23 protein-coding genes are annotated in these 22,446 nt (G+C 52.3%); 17 read left to right on the top strand and 6 right to left on the bottom strand.

All coding sequences use genetic code 11. The annotated features are described in order from the left end of the window. Positions 1-8 precede the first annotated feature (8 nt). From AJE_RS05775 to AJE_RS05755, 5 genes are all read left to right on the top strand, one after another. Positions 9-2,075, top strand: coding sequence for a type IV pilus secretin PilQ (locus tag AJE_RS05775; protein WP_008950063.1), 2,067 nt, complete (start codon positions 9-11; stop codon positions 2,073-2,075). A gap of 153 nt (positions 2,076-2,228) precedes the next feature. Beyond that, the gene (gene aroK, locus AJE_RS05770; RefSeq protein WP_008609011.1) at positions 2,229-2,747 is read left to right on the top strand and encodes a shikimate kinase AroK; all 519 of its coding nucleotides are present in this window, start codon (positions 2,229-2,231) and stop codon (positions 2,745-2,747) included. A gap of 22 nt (positions 2,748-2,769) precedes the next feature. Further along, positions 2,770-3,825, top strand: a complete 1,056-nt coding sequence (aroB, locus tag AJE_RS05765; RefSeq protein WP_008950062.1) for a 3-dehydroquinate synthase — start codon at positions 2,770-2,772, stop codon at positions 3,823-3,825. After that, positions 3,825-5,243, top strand: coding sequence for an SPOR domain-containing protein (locus tag AJE_RS05760; protein WP_008950061.1), 1,419 nt, complete (start codon positions 3,825-3,827; stop codon positions 5,241-5,243). Before aroB ends, AJE_RS05760 begins: the two co-directional genes overlap by 1 nt. A gap of 36 nt (positions 5,244-5,279) precedes the next feature. After that, positions 5,280-6,131, top strand: a complete 852-nt coding sequence (locus AJE_RS05755) for a Dam family site-specific DNA-(adenine-N6)-methyltransferase (protein WP_193353308.1) — start codon at positions 5,280-5,282, stop codon at positions 6,129-6,131. Here the strand turns inward: AJE_RS05755 and AJE_RS05750 are convergent. From AJE_RS05750 to AJE_RS05740, 3 genes are all read right to left on the bottom strand, one after another. Then, positions 6,105-6,299 (bottom strand): DUF2970 domain-containing protein, encoded by a 195-nt coding sequence (locus AJE_RS05750; protein ID WP_008609006.1) that lies wholly within the window; start codon positions 6,297-6,299, stop codon positions 6,105-6,107. The genes AJE_RS05755 and AJE_RS05750 overlap by 27 nt on opposite strands. A 1-nt stretch (position 6,300) precedes the next feature. Continuing rightward, on the bottom strand, positions 6,301-6,540 hold the full coding sequence (locus tag AJE_RS05745; protein WP_008950060.1) for a hypothetical protein: 240 nt from the start codon (positions 6,538-6,540) through the stop codon (positions 6,301-6,303). Between the two features lie 113 nt (positions 6,541-6,653). After that, positions 6,654-7,319 carry a TorF family putative porin gene (locus tag AJE_RS05740; RefSeq protein ID WP_008950059.1) on the bottom strand — a complete coding sequence of 222 codons (666 nt, stop codon included), beginning with the start codon at positions 7,317-7,319 and terminating at the stop codon, positions 6,654-6,656. 243 nt (positions 7,320-7,562) lie between these two features. Between AJE_RS05740 and rpe the strand changes: the two genes are divergently transcribed. From rpe to speD, 11 genes are all read left to right on the top strand, one after another. Beyond that, positions 7,563-8,237: a ribulose-phosphate 3-epimerase gene (rpe, locus tag AJE_RS05735; RefSeq protein ID WP_008609003.1), complete on the top strand. Its 675-nt coding sequence runs from the start codon at positions 7,563-7,565 to the stop codon at positions 8,235-8,237. Between the two features lie 49 nt (positions 8,238-8,286). After that, positions 8,287-9,291 (top strand): tryptophan--tRNA ligase, encoded by a 1,005-nt coding sequence (gene trpS, locus AJE_RS05730; RefSeq protein WP_008609001.1) that lies wholly within the window; start codon positions 8,287-8,289, stop codon positions 9,289-9,291. A gap of 29 nt (positions 9,292-9,320) precedes the next feature. Next, on the top strand, positions 9,321-10,112 hold the full coding sequence (locus AJE_RS05725; protein WP_008950058.1) for a DUF6671 family protein: 792 nt from the start codon (positions 9,321-9,323) through the stop codon (positions 10,110-10,112). A 50-nt stretch (positions 10,113-10,162) separates the two neighbouring features. Beyond that, positions 10,163-11,134 (top strand): L-threonylcarbamoyladenylate synthase, encoded by a 972-nt coding sequence (locus tag AJE_RS05720; RefSeq protein ID WP_008950057.1) that lies wholly within the window; start codon positions 10,163-10,165, stop codon positions 11,132-11,134. An 18-nt stretch (positions 11,135-11,152) separates the two neighbouring features. Continuing rightward, entirely contained in the window at positions 11,153-11,737 is a 585-nt protein-coding gene (locus tag AJE_RS05715; protein ID WP_008950056.1) for an anthranilate synthase component II, read from the top strand. Positions 11,738-12,001: 264 nt separating this feature from the next. Beyond that, on the top strand, positions 12,002-13,219 hold the full coding sequence (locus AJE_RS05710) for an aspartate aminotransferase family protein (protein WP_008950055.1): 1,218 nt from the start codon (positions 12,002-12,004) through the stop codon (positions 13,217-13,219). A gap of 163 nt (positions 13,220-13,382) precedes the next feature. Next, positions 13,383-14,399 (top strand): arginine N-succinyltransferase, encoded by a 1,017-nt coding sequence (gene astA / locus AJE_RS05705; RefSeq protein ID WP_008950054.1) that lies wholly within the window; start codon positions 13,383-13,385, stop codon positions 14,397-14,399. Between the two features lie 14 nt (positions 14,400-14,413). Then, entirely contained in the window at positions 14,414-15,883 is a 1,470-nt protein-coding gene (astD, locus tag AJE_RS05700; protein ID WP_008950053.1) for a succinylglutamate-semialdehyde dehydrogenase, read from the top strand. Positions 15,884-16,014: 131 nt separating this feature from the next. After that, on the top strand, positions 16,015-16,365 hold the full coding sequence (locus AJE_RS05695) for a DUF3802 family protein (protein WP_008608994.1): 351 nt from the start codon (positions 16,015-16,017) through the stop codon (positions 16,363-16,365). Positions 16,366-16,513: 148 nt separating this feature from the next. Next, positions 16,514-16,924, top strand: a complete 411-nt coding sequence (locus tag AJE_RS05690) for an OsmC family protein (RefSeq protein ID WP_008950052.1) — start codon at positions 16,514-16,516, stop codon at positions 16,922-16,924. A 72-nt stretch (positions 16,925-16,996) separates the two neighbouring features. Then, complete coding sequence (speD, locus tag AJE_RS05685) at positions 16,997-17,803, top strand: adenosylmethionine decarboxylase (RefSeq protein ID WP_008608992.1); 807 nt, start codon at positions 16,997-16,999, stop codon at positions 17,801-17,803. 78 nt (positions 17,804-17,881) lie between these two features. Here speD and AJE_RS05680 read toward each other — a convergent pair whose 3' ends face one another. Next, positions 17,882-18,778 carry a phosphoribulokinase gene (locus tag AJE_RS05680; protein ID WP_008950051.1) on the bottom strand — a complete coding sequence of 299 codons (897 nt, stop codon included), beginning with the start codon at positions 18,776-18,778 and terminating at the stop codon, positions 17,882-17,884. Positions 18,779-18,913: 135 nt separating this feature from the next. Between AJE_RS05680 and AJE_RS05675 the strand changes: the two genes are divergently transcribed. After that, positions 18,914-19,306: an MAPEG family protein gene (locus AJE_RS05675; RefSeq protein WP_008608990.1), complete on the top strand. Its 393-nt coding sequence runs from the start codon at positions 18,914-18,916 to the stop codon at positions 19,304-19,306. On the opposite strand, the gene AJE_RS05670 is transcribed toward AJE_RS05675, so the two are convergent. Beyond that, positions 19,303-21,081, bottom strand: a complete 1,779-nt coding sequence (locus AJE_RS05670) for an ExeM/NucH family extracellular endonuclease (RefSeq protein ID WP_008950050.1) — start codon at positions 21,079-21,081, stop codon at positions 19,303-19,305. The two genes, AJE_RS05675 and AJE_RS05670, sit on opposite strands and share 4 nt — an antisense overlap. A 55-nt stretch (positions 21,082-21,136) precedes the next feature. Then, positions 21,137-22,426 carry a phosphoribosylamine--glycine ligase gene (purD, locus tag AJE_RS05665; RefSeq protein WP_008950049.1) on the bottom strand — a complete coding sequence of 430 codons (1,290 nt, stop codon included), beginning with the start codon at positions 22,424-22,426 and terminating at the stop codon, positions 21,137-21,139. Positions 22,427-22,446: the final 20 nt, after the last annotated feature.

The following is a 22,446-nucleotide window of genomic DNA, read 5'->3' as shown; positions in this document are numbered from 1 at the left end:
AGTAAATCATGGATAAATTAATTAAGAATAAACCTACAGGATTTAAAGGCAGCAGACTTGGTTTGTTGGCGTTGCTGCTGAGTTCATTGTCAGCAACTGCAGCTCCTTTGCTGTACGAAGTTCGCTATAACCCGCTACTCAATGGTGAAACAGAAATTGAGTTTGTTTTCGACGAAACTTTGACACTAGAGCCCAAGGTGGAGCTTCTGCAGCAACCAGCCAGAATCAGTGTCACTTTTCCGTCTGCGGAGTTAGAGCAACGCTTAGCTGATATTCCGGTTCGGCAAGCGGGCGTATCAAACATCAGGTCAACGTTGAATGATGAAGGCGTTAATTCGATTATCAGTATGGATAACCTAAAGGTTTATCGTACTCGGTTGAGTGACAATGTATTCTCTGTACACTTAGCTGATACGCCTCAGGTTACTCGTCCTGGCAGCACCTCGGAGATTAACCCAAGTTTTATTAATCAGCTACAAGCAATTGATTTTAGACGCGGCGAGCGCGGTGAAGGCCGAGTACTGGTGTTTCTGCGTGAGAATGCTGCTGCAGTGGATATTCAGGAGCGACTAGGTAAGTTAGAGATTGAATTCCATAACACGTCAATTCCTGATGAACTACTTTATCAATTAGATGTGATGGATTTTGCCACTATCGTTAAAGGTGTTGAGACATTTCGCGAAGCCACTTCAACTAAGTTGATTATCGATACCACCGAGCAATTTACTTACAATTATCAGCAAGTTGATAATATTTTCACCGTCAATCTGGTGCGTGATACCAGTCGTCGCAGTATTCTTGGTGGAAATAAAGAGTTTAAAGGCCGCCCGATCTCTCTTAATTTTCAGGACATCCCGATCCGCACTGTGCTACAAATTATCGCCGACTATAACGGCTTTAACCTGGTCACCAGTGACACTGTGACCGGCAATATCACCCTACGCCTGGACGGTACACCTTGGGATCAGGCATTAGATATCGTGCTGCGGGTTAAAGGCCTGGATAAGCGGATGGAAGGCAATATCTTAATGGTTGCACCAACTGAAGAGCTGGCGGCACGTGAGGCGCGCGAGCTGGAAGCCCGGCAACAGGTTGAGCAACTAGAGCCGTTGTTCTCTGATCTGATCCAGATTAATTATGCCAAGGCGTCTGACCTGGCCGGTTTACTTTCAAATCGTGAAGCGACCTTGTTATCAGAGCGCGGTAGCGTAGTGGTCGATGAACGCACTAATACGCTATTGCTTAAAGACACTGCGAGAAATATCGAAAGTGTGCGCCGGCTGCTGGAACGCCTGGATATTCCGGTACGGCAGGTATTGATCGAGTCTCGTATCGTAACAGTTAACGATAATGTTACTGATGAGCTGGGGATCCGTTGGGGCTTTAGTGATCAACAAAGCACCAGTGGTGGAAACCGTGGGGTCTCTGGTACCGCACCTGGTGCTAACGGTATTTCTAATGGTAACTTCCCTGCATTGGACGACCGCTGGAATGTGAATTTACCGGTTTCTAATCCGGCTGGCAGCATTGCTTTCCATGTCGCGCGTTTGGCTGATGGTACCTTGCTGGATCTTGAGCTGTCTGCGTTAGAGCAGGAAAATAAGGGTGAAGTGATTGCCAGCCCCCGAATTACTACCTCAAACCAAAAAGAAGCCCGAATTGAGCAAGGTGTCGAGATTCCTTATGTTCAGGCTGCATCCAGTGGCGCAACGACCGTTGAATTTAAGAAAGCGGTATTAAGCTTGACGGTGACGCCGCAGATTACACCGGACAATAAGATTATTCTGGATTTGGTGATTACCCAAAATACCCGTGGTGAAACGGTACAAACGCCAACAGGTCCGGCAACAGCCATTGATACCCAGCAAATTATGACTCAGGTGTTGGCCGATAATGGCGAAACCATAGTACTGGGTGGGATTTATCAACAGCAAATCGTTTCTACGGTAAGTAAGGTACCGCTGTTGGGCGATATTCCATATATGGGTGTATTATTCCGCAACAAGCGTGAGCTGAACGAAAAGAGTGAGCTGTTAATTTTTGTCACGCCACGGATCCTGACGGAAGGCCAATAACTGAAGAGGCGCGGGTCTGGCCCGCGTCTCTGATATTTAGCTTGCCAATCAAAGGCCATTCCTGACATAATTCAGCGCTTCAATTTTTCGTGGGAGCCTAACGGTCCTTGAATTCAACTTTCCTTTGAAATAGCTGACTTAGCAATACGACATATGGCAGAAAAACGTAATATCTTCCTCGTAGGCCCTATGGGTGCCGGTAAAAGCACTATAGGCCGTCATCTGGCAGAGATGCTTCACCTAGAGTTTTATGATTCCGATCAGGAAATCGAACGCCGTACCGGTGCAGATATTGCCTGGGTATTCGATCTGGAAGGTGAAGAGGGCTTCCGGGTCCGTGAAGAGAATGTCATTCAGGATCTGACTGAGTTGCAAGGGATAGTGCTGGCCACTGGCGGTGGCTCAGTATTAAGCAAGGAAACCCGTAATCGCTTATCGGCACGGGGCATAGTGGTATACCTGGAAACACCAATCGAGAAACAGGTCGCCCGTACTCAGCGTGATAAGAAACGTCCACTGCTGCAGACCAAAGAAGAGCCAAAAGAAGTGCTCGAGCGTTTAGCCGCTGAACGTAATCCACTCTACAGCGAGATTGCCGATCTTACAGTGCGTACTGATGAACAGAGCGCCCGGGCCGTCGCTAACCAGATTATTGAACAACTAGGTTTCTGATTTCCAGCACAGGGGGCTGCTTATGCAAACCGTTGCCGTACAACTTGGTGAACGCAGCTACCCTATCCAGATTGCCCAGGCCTTTCCTGCCTTACTACCTGAGATCGCCGCGGCTGAGCAGGTGGTAATTGTTTCCAATCCTACCGTCGCTGCGCGCTATTTACCGCAAGTAGAGGCGTTGTTTCAACATCCTTGCCGGCATTATCTGGTACCGGATGGTGAGGCCTATAAAACGCTGGCAACCTTCGAAGCGGTTTTATGCTATTTGCTGGAACAAAAGCTGTCGCGGCAAGTGGTGCTGGTTGCACTGGGCGGCGGCGTGATTGGCGACCTGACCGGTTTTGTTGCCGCCTGCTATCAGCGCGGTGTGCGTTTTATCCAGATCCCAACCACCCTGCTATCACAGGTTGACTCCTCTGTCGGTGGTAAAACAGCAGTTAATCATCCGCTGGGTAAGAATATGATCGGCGCCTTTAAACAGCCGGAGCAGGTATTAATCAGCACCGCAACGCTGGCCTCTTTGCCGCCGCGCGAATTTGCCGCCGGTATGGCGGAAGTGATCAAATATGCATTGATTAGTGATTTACCGTTTCTGGACTGGCTGGAACAGCATGCTGATGCCATCTCTGCTCAGCAGCCGGCAACGCTGGCAGAAATGATCCGGCACTGCTGCCAGATGAAAGCCGATATTGTCAGCCGCGATGAAACTGAGCAGGGCGAACGGGCTTTACTTAATCTCGGCCATACCTTTGGCCATGCGATAGAAGCCTTCCTCGGATACGGTGAATGGTTACACGGTGAGGCCGTCGCTGTTGGCATCCTGATGGCGCATCAGCTGGCCCATAGCCGTGGTTATCTGCAGCTGGCCGAAGTAGAACGGGTGCGTAACATCCTGCAACACTTTAAGTTACCGGTGTCTGCACCAGCTTCAATGCATATTACGGATTTCCTGCCCTTTATGAAAACCGACAAAAAGGTGGTTAATGGGCAACTGCGCTTTATTTTGCCGGTCGCACTCGGTCGTAGCCAGATGCTCACTGATGTCAGTGAAGCCGAACTGATACAAGTATTCAACTGATGAAAATCAGAAGTCTGCAGCAACAGCTGGATCAAAATAGCTACCTGTTACCATCACAGCGGGACCTGCTGTCGCGCCTGCTATTTCAACTGGCGTTTAATGACTTCGATCGGCTGGCTATTGTTGGTGCCGCGGGCAGCGGTAAATCAACCTTAGCACTGGTGTTAGCTGAGTTATTTTCCGAATGTCAGGAAATGTCAGTTAATGTGGCGCTGGTGCAAAGCCCGCTGTCATTACAGCAACTGAGCAAACAACTATCACAGCAGTGGTTTGCTACTGAGCAGCTGGATACTGAGTCCTTGTTGGCGCGTTGTCGTACCGATAATACCTCTGAGTATGTATTACTGCTCGATGGTGCGGATACGCTGGATTTAAGTTGCTGGGCCTTGCTGGAACAATTACCGGCACGGCTGTTCTGCTTTGTGCCGCAACCCGACCCCAGATTTCAGTTAAATCTGACGATCCCGGCACTCTCCTTAGTGGATAGTCAGCAATTATTGCAACAGCAGCAGTTAGACCCCTTAGCGCTGGCGGAGCGTTTTGCGCTTAGCCAGGGTAATTTACATTTGTTGTTACAAATGCCGCTGATTGCAACCAAAACAAGTGCAACCAGAGACGGCGCTAGCAACACAAGTGTAACCAGAACGAAAAAGGTTGAGGCGCAAAGAGGATCTTTCCCATGGTTGGCTGCCGTCGCCCTGATAGCGGTCGTGGCGATAGCGGCAGTAAGCTGGTTAGGGCATACGCCATCGACAACGCTACCGCCGCTACCAACAAGTACTGCACCTGATAAGGCTGTAACAGCAAACACCCCTCAGGCTGAACTGATGCCGGATACGCCGGAGCCGCTACTGTCTGGTGCAGAGATGATTGAGCCGGAAGCGCTCGCATTAGCATCAGTGACGGCCGCAGAAATAACGGATCCCGGCACCTCGCCAATTGAACCTCATAGCGATGCTATAGCTGAACAGGTTGCTGAAGAAGCGACAACAGTTGCTGCCGAAACACCCGTTGCAGCGCCTGAGCAAGCGCCGGTAGCCACTAAGCCAGCCGCTGTAGTGCAACCGCAACCGGTCAGAGCAACAGCCACAACCACTGCTAAGCCAGCTGGTTCAGCAGTAACGGCTTTGGCTGCACTGGCCGCGACTGAGCGACTGGTACAACTGGCAGTATTATCTGATGAGGCAGCGTTAAAGCGCTTTCAGCAGCAATACCCAGGCTTGCAGTATCAACTGTATCAACGTCAGCAGCAGGGACGACAGCAGTGGGTGTTAGTCGCCGGCCCGTTTAAAAACAATGCCGCAGCCTCGGCCTATATCGCACAGTTACCGGCAAAGTTGCGTGACGCCGGCCCCTTTATCCGGACTGCGCGTTCGGTGCAGCAGGATCTTGCTGCTGCAACTCAGGATAATCGCTAAGTGCCGCCAAGAGTGCAACCAAAAGAGCCAGTAAAAATGCCGGCAAAAGTGCAGCAGAAAAGTCGGGCATTTTTGAAATGGGCCGGTGGTAAGTTCAACCTGGTCAGTCAGATTGAGCAACAATTACCGGGCGCAGCTTGTCTGGTCGAGCCTTTCGTTGGCGCTGGTTCGGTGTTCTTAAATACCGACTATCCGCGCTACCGGCTAAATGACATTAATGCCGATTTAATTGCGCTCTATAAGACCTTACAGCATGATGCAGAGCGCTATATTGCCGATGCCAGAAGTCTGTTTGTCGCCAGTGCGAATACTAAAGACAGCTATCTGGCGCTGCGTAAGCAATTTAATGAGCTGCATGATCCTTATCAGCGTGCGCTGTTATTTTTGTACCTGAACCGCCATGGTTACAATGGACTGTGTCGCTATAATCTCAGCGGTAAATTTAACGTGCCCTTTGGCAGTTACAAGAAGCCGTATTTTCCGGAAGCAGAATTGTATTTCTTTGCGGAAAAGGCGCAGCGTGCGGTCTTTAGCTGCCTGAGTTATCAACAAGTCTTTACCGATTTGCAAAGCGGCGATGCCGTGTATTGCGATCCGCCTTATGTACCCCTGAGTAAAACAGCCAGCTTTACCAGCTATGCCCGCCAGGGTTTTAGTCTGGATGATCAGGCTCAGCTGGCGATTTTAGCTGAACAAGCCCAGTTACGTGGTTGTAATGTATTGATCAGTAATCATGACACCACCTGGACCCGCAAAATATATCAACAGGCACGGCTAACCAGCATCGCAGTGGGGCGCTCGATCAGCCAAAATGGTCAGGGTCGGGGTAAGGTGCAGGAGTTGTTCGCTTATTATCCGGCGTTAGCGCAGCACCAGAAAAACGACTAATAACAGCAGGGCAACGAAACAGAGCGCGGCAAAGATACCGGTCAGGATATAAGGCACAGCGCTTTGGCTTTGAAAGTCTTGCTGACGCTGTTGCTCAGATTGTACCCCGATAAAGGCGCCGAAAACCGCTTTAAGCACCTGCTTGAAGCCGGGTTTCGCCGCAGTCATATCAGCTTTTCGGTGCGCTGGCAGGTAGCAGCCGACTTACCAGTTCCAGAAAATCGACAAAGTGAAATTGTGTCGAACGACTGTTACCAGAAAGCCAATTCATCCAGTTATGTTGGATATCCTGACAGCTTGCTTGGGTTGAAGGTGTGCAGATCTTTTCGGCGTCCAGCTGCCAAACTACAAAAGCAAGCATCATGCCGCCTGCTAGGAGCAGAGACTTGCTTGTTTTGGTTAGTTTCATGTTAATTCCTGTTAACCTGATGCAGAGTCCCAATGATAGTAGATTCTTTCGCCAGACACAAGCTGATTAATTATTAGACGCTGGTGCTGGCGACAAGTGGCAGGCTTTAGCCGTTAGAATGCTTTTGACACCCCAAAGATCACCCGGCTGTCACACAGCTTACAATCTTTGATATCGGTGTCGACGTAAGCCAGTGATAACCCAAGCCCCAGTACTTCGGTACTCAGAGTTACGCCGTAATCCAGATAGCTGGATGAGCTGTCATCCGAGAATTCATTATGGCCGACGTGGAAATCCACACTCAGGTTGTCCGTCAGTGCTAAACTATAGCCGGCATAGACATAGTAATACTTGCCGCTGTTGCCATAGTAGTCATCGCTGTAAGCCAGGCCCAGTGTAAAATCCTGATAGCTGACTGAGCCATAGAGTTCCCAGAAGTTCGACCCCTCGAACTCGGTGTTAGGGTAGCCATAACGCATAATACCGACATCGGCGCTCCAACCCTCGGCGATATCACCGCTCCAGCCCAACAGTACATCCAGCTCCAGTGTGCCCTGACCACCAAAATCGACACTGGAGCCCCAAACCGACAGGTACCAACCACTGTCAACGGCCAGGGTTAAACCACCTTGTAAGGCCGGCGCTTCTTCGGTTTGTGAGATACCACGGAAGGCGTAATCAGAAACAAAGGTCACATCACCACTGACTTCAACCGCTTGTGCCTGCGCACTGGCCAGGCTGCTGTTAACAATAAGCCGGATAAACCGGCCACGGAGCATTTTTTGATCGATGTCATTGTTATTCCCCTTAGATTGGATTCATCAAGGGAATTCCAAGATATATGCCAGATTATAAAGTTGATATATAACAGTGGTTTATTCTAATTGCTGGCCAATATTGCCATTTAGACTGCTGCTTGCTGGTGCAGTGCTGCCTGATTTTTGTGCAATCATCAGCGGCCTTGGCTGCTTTCTGCGCCAGAATTGAGTAAAGTCTGGGTTTTGGATCGGGAAACCTGTGCTATGCAACCTTACTTAATTGCTCCCTCTATACTATCAGCCGATTTTGCCCGCCTGGGCGAAGATGTGAACGAGGTACTGGCCGCCGGTGCTGACGTGGTGCACTTTGATGTGATGGACAATCACTATGTGCCGAATCTGACAATCGGGCCTATGGTGTGTCAGGCGCTGCGTAACTATGGTATTACCGCACCGATCGATGTGCATCTGATGGTCGAGCCGGTAGATAGCCTGGTGCCGCAATTTGCTAAGGCGGGCGCCAGTATTATTACCTTCCATCCGGAAGCCTCTAAACATATCGACCGTACCCTGCAATTGATCAAAGACCATGGTTGTCAGGCCGGCCTGGTATTTAATCCGGCAACGCCACTGAGTTACCTCGATTATGTGCTGGATAAGGTCGATGTGGTGTTACTGATGTCTGTTAACCCCGGTTTTGGTGGTCAGAAGTTTATTCCGGCAACGCTCGATAAGCTGGCCGCAGTGCGTCAGCTGATTGATCACAGTGGCTTGCCGATCCGGCTGGAAATTGATGGTGGGGTCACGGTAGCGAATATTGGCGAGATTGCTGCTGCCGGCGCGGATATGTTTGTTGCCGGTTCGGCGATTTTTAACAGCCCGGATTATGCTGCGACTATCGCACAGATGCGGCAGCAACTGGCAGCGGTAGCCGGTTAATGTATAATAGCGCTCTTTTTTTCGAACTTAACACAGGATTATGCACAGCATGAGCAGTAAACCCATAGTACTCAGTGGCGCCCAGCCATCCGGACAACTGACTATCGGTAACTATCTGGGCGCACTGCGGCAGTGGGATCAGATGCAGGACGACTACAACTGTCTGTATTGCATTGTCGATCTGCATGCGATTACTGTGCGGCAGGAACCGGTAGCACTGCACAGTGCCTCGCTGGACAGTCTGGCGCTGTATCTGGCTTGTGGTATTGATCCAAAGCGCTCAGCCGTTTTTCTGCAATCGCATGTCCCTGAGCATAGCCAGCTGGCCTGGGTGCTGAACTGCTACACCCAGTTTGGTGAGCTGAGCCGGATGACCCAGTTTAAAGATAAGTCAGAGCGGCATAACAATAATGTGAATGCCGGTCTGTTTACCTACCCGGTGCTGATGGCGGCCGATATCCTGCTGTATCAGGCGAATCAGGTCCCTGTAGGTCACGATCAGAAACAACATCTGGAATTGGCGCGCGATGTCGCGCTGCGCTTTAATGCGCTGCATGGTGACATCTTTACGGTGCCGGAGCCCTTTATCCCTCAGGTGGCAGCCCGGGTGATGAGCCTGCAGGAACCAACCAAGAAGATGTCAAAATCGGATGACAACCCGTGGAACTTCGTCGGCTTGCTGGAAGATCCGAAGATGATCAGCAAGAAATTTAAAAAAGCCATCACGGACTCTGAAGATCCGCCACGGGTATATTTCGACCTGGATAACAAGCCAGGGGTTGCCAACCTGCTGAATATTCTAAGCGGGGTTACCGGTAAAACGGTGGCGGCACTGGAAGCCGAGTATGAAGGCAAGATGTACGGCCATTTAAAAGGTGATGTTGCTGATGCGGTCATCGCCCTGCTTGAGCCGGTACAGCAAAAATTCCGTGACATCCGGGCCGACCAAACGTTAATGCAGCAAGTGATGCGCGAAGGTGCCGCCAAAGCCCGTGAGCATGCCAGCCGCACCCTGGCAGCTGTGAATGCTGCTGTAGGTTTTGTGGCGCCCTAAGCGCTACTGTTGTTGCCGGAGCTCCGCTGATGCAGCAGGTCGCCTTTCTGACCCAACATGGCAAGGTGCCGCTGCTGACCGAAGCCCTGGCGGCGCTGGGTTGGCAGATCCAGGCGGTCAGCGGTTTTGATACCGACTTGCTAGGCAGTTTTGCTGGTGAGCGGCCGCGTTTTATGACAGCGGCCGAATGCGCATTACGCAAAGCGGCTCTCGCGGCAGAGTTATCCGGTTCGGCGATCGGTATCGGCAGTGAGGGCAGCTTTAATGCCGGCCCCTATGGTCTGGGTACCCTGAATCAGGAGTTGCTCTGCTGTGTCAATATTGACGAGGGCTGGGCAGTGACTGCAGTGGCACAGCAACTTTGTAGTGCCCGTAGCTGGCAGCTTACCGAAGCTGCCATGTTACAGACTATACTGCCCACGATCCCCGACGGACAACTGCTATTGGTAAAGCAGGGATCTCGCCTGGAAAAGGCATTAACGCCGGCGCAGGCGCTGTTGTGCTGCGAGCAATGGTTAGCCAAAGGCGCGGTAACGCTCGAATATGACTTACGTGCCCACTGCAGTCCGGAGCGACAGCAGGTGATCCGGTTGGCGGCCGACAATTTGCGGCAACGGCTGCAACAACTTTGCCCGCGTTGCCATAAACCGGGGTTTTGGCCTGAGCTGCCGTTAGCCGGTTTACCTTGTGCCGACTGTGGTCTGCCAACGTCGCAGCCCCGCGGTCTACGTGCCTGCTGTCGCTACTGCGATTATCAGCAAGACTTTTTGCATAGCAGCGGTTTCGCCGATCCGGCCAACTGCCCGCAATGTAATCCATAGCGCGTGAAACCGCCTAAAATAGTACGGGTAACCGATGAAAAGAGTATCTGATGAAAACTGAGCTATTAGCTGCGGATCAGCCAGCAGATGTCAGCCGGGCGGCAGCCCTGCTGCAGCAGGGTGAGTTGGTGGCAGTGCCAACAGAAACTGTGTATGGTTTAGCGGCCAATGCGACAGATGCCGATGCGGTGGCGAAAATTTTTCAGGCCAAAGGTCGGCCGGCGGATCACCCCTTGATTGTCCATATTCCAACACTTGAAATGCTGGAACAGTTTGCGGTAGAGATCCCACAAAGTGCCTATCAGCTGGCCGCTGCCTTTTGGCCCGGCCCCCTGACGCTATTGCTAAAAAAGGCGCCGCAAGTCAGCACTGTGGTGACCGGTGGTCTGGAAACCATCGGGATCCGGATGCCCGCACATCCGGCACTGCTGTCGTTGTTGCAACAAGCCAGACTGGCGGTTGCCGCGCCGTCGGCCAATCCCTATAAGAAACTCAGTCCAACCCGTGCCGCTCAGGTGCTGCATGGCATGGCCGGGAAAATTGCCGCCGTGCTGGATGGCGGACCGTGTGAGCATGGTCTGGAGTCGACCATTGTCGATTTAACCACTTCACCGCCGCAGATCCTGCGCAGCGGGCCGATAACGGCCGCGCAGCTGGGACAGGTGCTGGGGTGTGCCGTCAGCACACCGCGCGAGCACCAGGTTAAAGTGTCCGGTAATGTCGGTGCCCATTATCAGCCGAATACCCCTGTCTATTTGTTGCCATCTGATGCATTAATAGCGCAGCTTGCCAACAGTACCGTGCCTACTGCGGTACTGCATTTTAGTGCCTTGCCATTACCTGCGGTTAGTTACCAGCAACAGTTACCCGCCAGTGCGGCAGCTTACGGCCAACAACTTTATCACCAGTTATTTCTGGCCGATCAACAAGGCGTGGCGCAGATCCTGGTCGAGCTGCCCCCGCACAGCCCAGGCTGGGAAGCCGTGCAGGACCGGTTACGCCGTGCTGCCTGTCATGAGTAACAGCGACGGAATCATGTTATGTTGTTAATGATTGATAACTACGATTCCTTTACCTGGAATCTGGTGCAGTATTTTCAGGCACTGGGGCAGCAGGTGTTGGTTAAACGCAATGACGAGCTGTCATTGGCGCAAATCCGTAATCTGGCGCCAGATTATCTGGTGATCTCACCCGGCCCGGGCAACCCGGATCAGGCCGGTATCAGTTTGAAAGCGATAGAACATTTTGCCGGCAGCTTGCCGATCCTCGGCGTTTGTCTGGGCCATCAGGCGATTGCCCAGGTGTTAGGGGCGAAAGTACTGCGCGCGCGTCAGGTGATGCATGGCAAAAACTCCCTGATTGAACACCAACAGCAATCGCTGTTTGCCGGTCTGCCAAGCCCGCTTAGCGTGACCCGCTACCACTCGCTGGTGGTGGCTGCCGAGACCTTACCTGCTGCGGCTGTTCACACTGCCTATACCGCTCCTGAGCCGGATGGCTGGCGGGATCTGATGGGGCTTTGGCTGCCCGAACTGCAATTACACGGTGTGCAGTTTCATCCGGAAGCCATTTTGACCGAACATGGTCGGACCATGTTGGCGAATTTTTTAGCAGTGACTGCTTAAGCTGTGTCGTCAACCGCAGCCAATTCTGCGCCAGCGCTGATGGCTGCTGCGTTAGACTGACAATCGCAGCCAATACAGTTGCTCAAGCCAGCGCTTAGTTATTCAAATCCTATGCAAATCTATCTGCAGGCCTTGTATTTTCTGGCTTGTACGGCTTTTTCCGGGCAAGACAACGCCTTTTAAATCTGTAATAATGCGTTTAAGGCCCTTTTATGGCCCACTTACAAATTTGTACCCGCCCGCATAAGAAGAGGACACGACAAAATGACTGCTGATATTCAGGTAACCAGAGCGCTGTTTGACGAAGTAATGGTGCCCAACTACGCCCCGGCAAAATTGATCCCGGTAAAAGGTCAGGGCGCCCGCGTCTGGGATCAGGAAGGTCGTGAATATATTGATTTTGCCGGCGGTATTGCAGTGAGCAGCCTCGGCCATTGTCATCCGGCACTGGTTAATGCACTGAAAACCCAGGCCGATAAGTTATGGCATCTGAGCAACGTGCTGACGAACGAACCTGCGCTGCGGTTAGCGAAGAAACTGGTTGAGCAGACCTTTGCCGAAAAAGTCTATTTCTGTAATTCTGGTGCTGAAGCGAACGAAGCGGCCTTTAAACTGGCCCGGCGCTGGGCACTGGATACCCATGGTGAGCATAAGAACGAAATTATCTCTTTCGCTAAGAGCTTCCATGGCCGGACCTTTTTTACCGTAACTGTGGGTGGTCAGGCATCGTACTCCGATGGTTTTGGTCCTAAGCCAGGCGCGGTGTTACATGCAGAATTTAATAATCTGGACAGTGTTAAAGCACTGATTTCCGATAAAACCTGTGCCATCGTGGTGGAACCGATCCAGGGTGAAGGCGGCATTATCCCGGCGACGGCTGAGTTTCTGCAGGGATTACGCCAGCTGTGTGATCAACATAACGCCCTGTTGGTGATGGACGAAGTACAAACCGGCGTTGGCCGTACCGGTAAGCTATACGCCTATATGAACTATGGTGTAACGCCGGATATCCTGACCAGTGCCAAATCTTTAGGCGGTGGCTTCCCGGTGGGGGCTATGCTAACTACCACTGCCATTGCTGCTCATCTGAAAGTCGGTACTCATGGCAGTACCTATGGTGGTAATCCGCTGGCCTGTGCTGTTGCTGAAGCGGCGATTGATACTATCAACACCGCGGAAGTATTAAGCGGCGTACTGAAGAACGAACAGGTCTTCCGTGAATGTCTGCAAGCCATCAATGAAAAGTACCAGGTGTTTACCGAGGTGCGTGGCAAAGGCATGCTGTTGGGTGCGGTGTTAAATGAAAAGTATAAAGGACGGTCACGTGATTTCTTCCTGGCCGCGGCCGATCAGGGCTTATTTGCGCTGGTTGCCGGCACAGAAGTGGTGCGTTTTGCGCCGTCACTGGTGATTACTGAAGACGAGATCCGCGAAGGTATGCGCCGCTTTGAAGCCGCGGTGCAGCAAGTTACTGCCGCCTGATCTGACAGGCTCCAAAGGTGACACTAAGAGCACCGGAGCCGGCAACCTCGTTTGCCATAACCATATTACTTTAAAGCAAGCAAAATGACTCATGGTACAACAGCGGCTATCCAGCGGGATGCCGCTCTGACCATGGGATAGAGCAAAAATGGAGTAAGCGACCATGATGTTAATTCGCCCGATCCGAGCGAATGATTACCCGGCGCTGTATCAGATGGCAGTGGAGTCCGGTCACGGCTTTACGTCCCTGCCGGTGAATGAAGAGCTGTTGATGCGCAAAATCAGCCGCTCGGAGGCGTCTTTTGCCAAGACGGTCTCTGCCCCGGGGGATGAAGGCTATCTGTTTGTATTGGAAGACAGTACGACCGGCCAGATCTGTGGTACCAGTGCCCTGGAAGCCGCGGTTGGTCTGGATGACGCCTTCTACCATTATCATTTGGGTAAGGTAGTGCATAGCTCCCGCTCGTTGGGAGTCTACAAAACAGTAGATATTCTGACGTTGTGTAACGATTACACTGGCGTCAGTGAACTCTGTACGCTGTTTCTGCGCACCCCTTTTAGGCAGAAGCATAATGGTCGTTTGTTATCGAAAATGCGTTTTTTGTTCCTGGCCGAGTTCCGGCAGCGCTTTGCAGATAAGGTGATCGCGGAGTTACGGGGGGTGTCCGATAGCCAGGGTAATTCACCTTTCTGGCAATGGCTGCAGGAAAACTTTTTTGCGCTGGATTTCCCAACCGCAGACTATCTGACCGGTATTGGTCAGAAAGAGTTTATTGCCGAGCTGATGCCTAAGTATCCGATCTATGTCAGTTTACTTAGCAAGGCGGCACAACAGGTGATTGGTAAGGTCCATGAGCAAACCCGGCCGGCGCTGGCGTTACTGGAGTCGGAAGGCTTTGCCTGCCGTGGCTATGTCGATATCTTTGATGCCGGTCCGACGGTAGAAGCGCGGGTAGAGCAGATCCGCACGGTCAGAGACAGTAAACGTTATCTGGTAAAGATTGGCGCTGTGGCTGCCGGCGAACCCTGTTTAATCAGCAACACGTCGTTGAGCGGTTTTCGGGCATCCTGGGCTGAGTTGAATTTAGCGCCGGAGCAGGAACATATCATGATCCCGCCAGAGCTGGCGACAGCACTGAATGTGGCTGCCGGTGACTGGGTGCGGGTGAGCAAAATTTAACACAGGAGTAGCAGATGAACCAGGCAGTGCAGTTTATTAATGGTCAATGGCAGGCCGGTACCGGTAAACCGATGCAATCTATCGATCCGGCTAAGAATCAGCTGATCTGGCAAGGGCAGGCCGCCAGCAGTGAACAGGTGGCAGCCGCGGTTGCCGCTGCGCGTGAAGCCCAATATAGCTGGGCGGATCTGAGTTTCGAACAACGAGTTAGTGTGGTAAAGCGCTTTGCCGAGCTGTTGAATCAGCATAAAGAAGCCCTGGCCGCCTGTATCGCTGAAGATACCGGTAAGGCGCTGTGGGAAAGCCGCACTGAAGTGACGGCGATGATCGGTAAAATCGATATTTCGGTACGGGCCTATGAAGAGCGCACCGGCGTAAAAGAAAACCCGATGCCGCAGGGGCGTGCCTTTGTGCGCCATAAGCCGCACGGCGTGGTTGCCGTATTCGGCCCCTATAATTTCCCGGGACACTTACCAAACGGTCATATCGTACCTGCGCTGTTAGCGGGTAATACCGTGGTATTTAAACCCTCTGAGCTGACCCCGAAAGTGGCTGAGCTGACGGTAAAAATTTGGCAGGAAGCCGGTATCCCGGCCGGGGTGATCAACCTGGTGCAAGGCGAAGTGGACACCGGTAAGGCACTGGCCAGTGATGATGGCATCGACGGCCTGTTTTTCACCGGTAGCTCCCGCACCGGTCACTATCTGCACCAGCAGTTTGCCGGCCGGCCGGAGAAAATTCTGGCGCTGGAAATGGGTGGTAATAACCCGCTGTTGGTAAAGGATGTCGCTAATATCGATGCGGCAGTACATGACATTATTCAATCGGCCTTTATTACTTCTGGCCAGCGTTGTACCTGCGCCCGTAAGCTTTATCTGCCGGCAAATGCCGAAGGTGATGCGATTCTGGCGCGGTTACTGGATGTCAGTAGCAAGATCCAGGTTGGTGAGTACGATGCGCAGCCTCAACCCTTTATGGGCTCGATGATTTCGGTGGCCGCGGCGCAAAGTATGCTCAAGGCTCAGCAGCAATTAGTCGCCCTAGGCGGTAAGATACTGCTGGAGTTAAGACAGCTGGATCCGGCTAAAGCCTTGGTCACGCCGGGTATTATCGAATGCTCAGACATCACTGACTTCCCGGACGAAGAGCACTTTGGCCCGCTGTTAAAAGTATTCCGCTTCACTGACTTTGATCAGGCCATTGCCGCCGCGAATCACACCAGCTTCGGTCTGTCGGCAGGCTTACTCAGCGATAGCTATGAGCTGTATCAACACTTCTACAAGCGGATCCGCGCCGGCATCGTTAACTGGAACCGGCCTATTACCGGTGCCAGCTCGGCGGCGCCTTTTGGCGGTATTGGTAAGAGCGGTAATCACCGTGCCAGTGCTTACTATGCGGCAGATTACTGCGCTTATCCGGTCGCGTCAGTGGAGCTGGAGCAGGTGGTGTTACCTGAACAGTTGTCACCTGGCCTGGTGTTTTAAGACAAAATAAATCGGAGCTGCGGCTCCGATTTGTTTTCCGGGCAAATATTTGCTTAAATGATTGAAATCCTTTCGCTGTTCGGGCAAGTTATCCGGCAGTCGCTTCTCAATCAGTGGTGCACAGGTAGGCTATGGTTATTGATAAACCCGGTTATGAACACCTGATCCAGTTCTTAACGGAACATCTGTCGTTGTTTACTGCGACAGGTCCTGCTGCGCCGGCCAATAAAACGATTGGTGTACTATTGGAAGAGAAGATTGCAGAACAAATCATTACCCTCTGTACCCAACACACCGAACTGGAAACCAACCACCGCTCCCTGATTATCCGTGAGGTCGATGGCATTATGTATGATTTTCAGGAGATCCTGTCTTCCGTGCTGGATAAGCCTGCGACACAGGACCAGCAAGATCTGATTAACGAAATTGCCCTGCTAATTAAAAATCTGTTTGATAACGCCATTGCCGCCCTGTTTGATTAGGGCGCGTTAAGCGCGGCAACAGCCCCCTGCAAAGCTCAAGCTGCTTTAAATCTGACCACTCAGCCCCGGTGCGGCTGATAATTTTGCTGGCGACTTAACCGAGTTTTCCGTAGAATACTGAGCCTTATTTTTGAGCTGAGACAGTCTGATGGAAGCTACCGTAAGCTGGGTGAATAATCTGACCTTTCTGGGGCGTTCAGGCAGCGGCCACGCTGTGGTTTTTGATGCCGATCGCGACAGCAATACCGCGCCCACGCCAATGGAAATGCTACTGATGTCGGCCGGTGCCTGCTCCTCGGTTGATGTGGTGGGTATTCTGCAAAAAGCGCGGCAACAGGTCCGGCACTGCGAGGTGCAATTGTCTGCGGAGCGCGCAGAGACAGTGCCTAAGGTGTTCACCAAGCTGCATTTGCATTTTGTGGTCACCGGCACCGACTTAAGCGAAAAGCAGGTAGAGCGGGCGGTTAATCTGTCGGCGGAAAAGTACTGCTCAGTTTCGATTATGCTGGCACAGAGTGTCAAGGTAACGCATTCGTTCAGTGTGAAACAGGCTGAATGATTAGGATGACTGCAAGGTCAGGCTGAAAGTTAACTGCGGCGTCTGGTGCGTCGTTAGCGGAGAGCAAAGAAATTGGTTAAGCCTTTTGAAAAACTGAAACTGCATGGTTTTAATAACCTGACCAAAAGTTTAAGTTTTAGTCTGTACGATATCTGTTACGCCAAAACCGAACAGCATCGGCAGGAATATATTGAATATATTGATGAGCAGTATAATGCGGATCGCCTGACAGATATTCTGACTGAAGTTGTCGATATCATCGGCGCCAATATATTGAATATCGCCCGGCAGGACTATGATCCACAAGGTGCCAGCGTGACTATCCTGGTTAGCGAAGAGCCGGTGCTGGTTGACCCTGATAATTCAGAGAACCCGGGGCCGCGGCCTGATGCGGTGGTGGCACATCTGGATAAGAGCCATATCTGTGTTCACACCTACCCGGAAGTGCACCCGCATGATGGTATCTGTACTTTCCGTGCTGACATTGAGGTGTCGACCTGCGGTATTATTTCGCCGTTAAAAGCGCTGAATTTCCTGATCCATAGTTTTGAGTCCGACGTGGTCACCATCGACTACCGGGTACGGGGTTTTACCCGTGATGTCAGTGGTACTAAACACTATATCGACCACCCGATTACCTCAATCCAGAATTTTATGGATGAGGATACGAAGAAAGCTTTCCAGATGATTGACGTTAACGTTTATCAGGAAAACCTGTTTCATACCAAGATGATGTTAAAAGAAGGTGATTTAAACAATTACCTGTTTGGTATGGGCACCGATTCGATGACGCCGGAAGAGCAGAAACTGATCTCGAAAAAAGTGTTCCGCGAAATTAAAGAGATTTTCTACGGCCGTAACCTGCCGGAAATTAAGTAAGCGTCACACCGGATAGTCACACAGCCAGCCTTATGCTGGCTGTGTTGTTTTTGCCGCCCGTAGGCCCAGATATTAAATTCAGATATTAAATAATGAGCCCTGACCGCGGGCTTCCCGTCGCTTTAGCATCAGCGCTTCAATCAGTGGCGTCAGGATCAGCTCCATCGCCAGCCCCATCTTGCCGCCGGGCACCACCAGCGTATTAACCCGTGACATAAAGGCACCGTCAATCATCTGCAAATAATAGGGAAAGTCGACATGCTTGATACCGCGAAAGCGGATCACCACAAAGCTTTCGTCCAGCGAAGGGATATCTTTAGCACTGAAAGGATTCGAAGTATCGACTGTCGGCACACGCTGAAAGTTAATATGGGTGCGCGAGAACTGTGGCGTAATATGATTAAAATAGTCTTCCATGCTGCGGACTATACTGGCCTGCACCGCCTCGCGGCTATGGCCGCGCTCTGAGGTGTCGCGGATAATTTTCTGGATCCACTCCAGATTGACGATAGGCACCATCCCAATCAGCAAATCGACATGCTGGGCGACATTATGCTGTTCCGTCACTGCGGCGCCATGCAAGCCTTCGTAAAACAGCAGATCGGTATTTGGCCGCAGGTCCTGCCAGGGCGTAAAGGTGCCGGGCAACTGGTTATAGGGCACGGCTTCGTCAAAGGTATGCAAATAGTGACGGATCCGACCGGTGCCATTCTCGGCGTAACTGGCAAAAAAGTTTTCCAGGGCGCCAAAGTCATTGGCTTCGGGGCCAAAATAGCTGATATAGCGGCCTTCTTCCTTCGCTTTACGGATCGCGACATCCATTTCCGGCCGGCTGTAACGATGAAAACAATCACCTTCAACAAAGGCGGCATCAATGCCAAGGGTGCGGAAAATATGCTTAAAGGCATTGCTGGTGGTGGTGGTGCCAGCGCCAGAGGAGCCGGTAACGGCAATGATAGGATTTTTATGCGACATAACACTTACCAGAAGCTGAATTAAAAGTACCTTAGCGGATCCGCAGGGCTTTACGCAACCCACCTTTTTGTTGATCCGAAATGGCTGGCTTAAGTACAAGCTGGTAATACCCGCAATTTAATAGGAGAACCTCACATGTCTGGCATCTTAATGCCGTTGTTTTTGATTGCCATTTTACCTTATCTGGCAAAGCTGCCTCTGGTCTGGGCTATGCACCGCGCCGGTGGCTACGACAATCATTATCCGCGTCAGCAACAAAGCCAGCTCAGTGGTTTCGGTCAGCGTTGTACTGCGGCGCATTACAATAGCTTTGAGGCGCTGGCGTTCTTTAGTGTGGCCGTGCTGATGGTGCTGGCGGTCGGGCAGGTTACACCATTGATGCAACTGTTGGCCTGGAGTTTTGTTGGTTGTCGAGTCGGCTATCTGCTCTGTTACTGGCTGAACTGGGCGACGCTGCGTAGTCTGATCTGGTTGGCATCGATGGCCAGTGCCATCAGCTTGATGCTGCTGGCACTGGCAAGGCTTTAAAAGCGAAAGGTCGCCAAAATCGGATCGTGGTCGGAAGAACGATACGGGTTTGGCGCAAACAGTTGCTCACGCTGACTGGCGGGTTTAAAACGGGTGCTGTAATCCAGCAACACAGGCTCATCGGCATTAATAGGCCAATGTGTAAAGCCAACCATCTTTTCTGCCAGCGCCGGTGTCGTTAACAAGTGGTCCAGTGAACCGCTTTGTCCTCTGAATACAAAGGAATAGGACGCCGCCTTACCATCATCCAGATATTGCCAGCCTTGTTGTTCAAACCAGCGGATCGGATCTTCCTGCCGGTAGGCATTAAAATCACCCATAATCACCTGATATGTCGTGGTCACCCCGGTTGGGGTAGTCGCTAACCACTGATGTAGCGCCGTTGCTGCCTCAACCCGGGCGGCATTCCAGCAGGCCTGGCCATCGCCCTGATCGCGCTGTGCGTCGTAATCGGCGTTACCGGTTCTCGGACAGCTGCCTTTTGATTTAAAGTGATTAATCGCCACCGTCACCACCTGCTCTGATGCGTGATGCCGGAAGCTTTGCGCAACCGGTGGCCGATGCAAGCGGGTAAAGGGCGCGGCAGTTTGGCTGGCCGCCTGACCCACTGCTGTTACCCGGCTGGCCCGATAAAACAGGCCAACTTTAATATCGTCGCTGCCCGGTGCGTCGGCAAGTACTACTTGCTGGTAAGGCTCGCTGCTGCGTGCGTTTAAGGCGGCTAGCAAGGTCGCGCTGGCACTGCCCTCGGCATAGCCATTATTCTCCAGCTCCAGTAAGCCGATAATATCGGCATCCAGTGCCAGCAGGGCTTCCACCAACTTGGCTTGCTGGCGCGCTAACTCTGCTGCATTCCGCGCACCACGCCGGGTTGGGAAGGCATTTTCCTGGCCATGGCCGGTAAAGAAATTCAGCACGTTATAGCTGGCGATGCGTAACTCATCCGCTGCGGTTTTGTCAGGTGCAGCCGGCCTCGGATTAGTTGTGATAAAGCTGGGTTTTGCCGTTGGTAGCAAGCGGTAACCGCGTTCATCCTGGTGCAGGATCCCTTCAATATTCAGTACCTGATCGCCGACCCGTAAACTGTTATATGCACTGAGCCCGGTGTCCGGGTATGGCAGCGGATCCGGATTTTGCTGATAATGGCCGTCATCAAGCAAAATACTGCGTCTGTCATTTTCTGCGGCCAGTTGCTGTGCGGCGGCACCTGGTGTTACCACCTGCGTCGGTACCATCAGCCGCTGGTCGGCTAGCATAATTTCACCATAGCGCCCCAGATTATAGCTGTCCGTCACTACCAGTGGCTGCTCGATCCGCAGCCACATCCCCTCGTAAGCTTCCCAACTTAGCTCGGCTGGCAAGGGTAGGGTCAGACTCAGCGGCGCCAGCTCGGCCTTGCCACAGTCACTTAATACTTCAGCATCGATCAGGCTGGTCAGCTGCTCGACTTCGGCCACAGTGCCGCGCACACTTAACAGCTGGCCGGCCTGGTACTGTTCGGCGTTATTCAGCGCGACAAAGATACCTTCGGCCGTCAGCGGGTCCTGATCCGGTACCTGACTTTGCAGCATCAGGCCGGGCATAGGGCCATCAGCATAGACTACGCCGAGCACGACACCCTGAATACTGACCTGCTGGCCGAGTAGCGGGCTTTCTATCCCTCTGCCCTGCACCTGCGCGATACTATGTGATTCGGCTTCGCAGCTAACAGGTGCCTGCTGGCAGGCCGTTAACAACAGCAAGCTACTCAGGCTGAGCCATAACGATTTTTTCATGTTGCAATCCCGATAAAAAAAGGTGCCGCAGCACCTTTTACACTTTTGCTAAAGGTTATTTTTGCTGTTCGCGCGCGACTGCCCGGTAACCGATGTCGGTACGGTAATACAGTTGCTCCCAGCTAATCGCACCAGCCAGTGTATAGGCGGCTTGTTGCGCGGCGGTGACAGTCTCACCCAGCGCAGTAGCACAGAGTACCCGACCACCGTTAGTCAGCACCTGACCATCTTTCAGCTCGGTACCGGCGTGAAACACCTTGCCTGGTAACTGCGCGGCTTGCTCCAGACCGCCGATCACCTTACCTTTGGCATAGGTATCCGGATAGCCACCTGCGGCCAGTACCACGCCCACTGCGGCCTGTGGACTGAACTCCAATTGCATCTGATCCAGTTTACCGTCCACGGCAGCCTGACACAGCGCCACCAAATCGGATTGCAGTCGCAGCATAATCGGTTGCGTTTCCGGATCGCCAAAGCGGCAGTTAAATTCCAGTACCTTTGCCGAGCCATCCGGCGCAATCATCAGGCCGGCATACAGAAAGCCGGTAAACACATTACCCTCGGCCGCCATGCCGCGGACCGTCGGATAAATCACCTGTTGCATTACCCAGTCATGCACTTCAGCTGTCACCACCGGCGCCGGTGAATAGGCACCCATACCGCCGGTATTCGGGCCTTTGTCCGCATTATCACGGGCCTTGTGATCTTGCGACGACGCGAAGGCCAGCGCATGTTGACCATCGACCATCACGATAAAGGAGGCCTCTTCACCGGTCAGGAATTCTTCAATGACCACCCGGCTACCAGCATCACCAAACTTATTACCACTGAGCATATCGTCGATTGCAGCGAAGGCTTCAGCTTCGGTTTGGGCGATAATCACGCCCTTACCGGCAGCCAAACCGTCGGCCTTAATTACAATGGGGGTACCCAGGCGGCGCACATAGTCTTTGGCGGCTTCGATCTCTGTAAAGTTCTGGTAGGCGGCGGTTGGGATCCGGTGCCGTGCTAAAAAGTCTTTCGCGAAGGCTTTAGAGCTTTCCAGCTGGGCGGCAGCACGGGTTGGGCCAAAAATCGCCAGGCCGGCAGCACGGAATTGATCCACGACACCTTTCGCCAGCGGTGCTTCCGGCCCAACAATAGTGAGGCCGATCTGCTCTTGCTGTGCAAAGGCCAGCAGGGCATCGACATCATCCGCGGCAATGGCCACGTTCTGCAAATTGCTTTCCAGGGCTGTACCGGCATTACCCGGCGCCACGAACACCTGAGTTACCAGAGGCGATTGTGCCGCTTTCCAGGCCAGAGCATGTTCGCGGCCGCCGCCACCTATTACCATTACTTTCATTAGTTTTTCCGTTTTAGTCA

It is taken from the genome of Alishewanella jeotgali KCTC 22429, from assembly GCF_000245735.1.
Classification (GTDB): Bacteria; Pseudomonadota; Gammaproteobacteria; order Enterobacterales; family Alteromonadaceae; genus Alishewanella; species Alishewanella jeotgali.
This window is presented reverse-complemented; position numbering and strand designations above follow the sequence as displayed.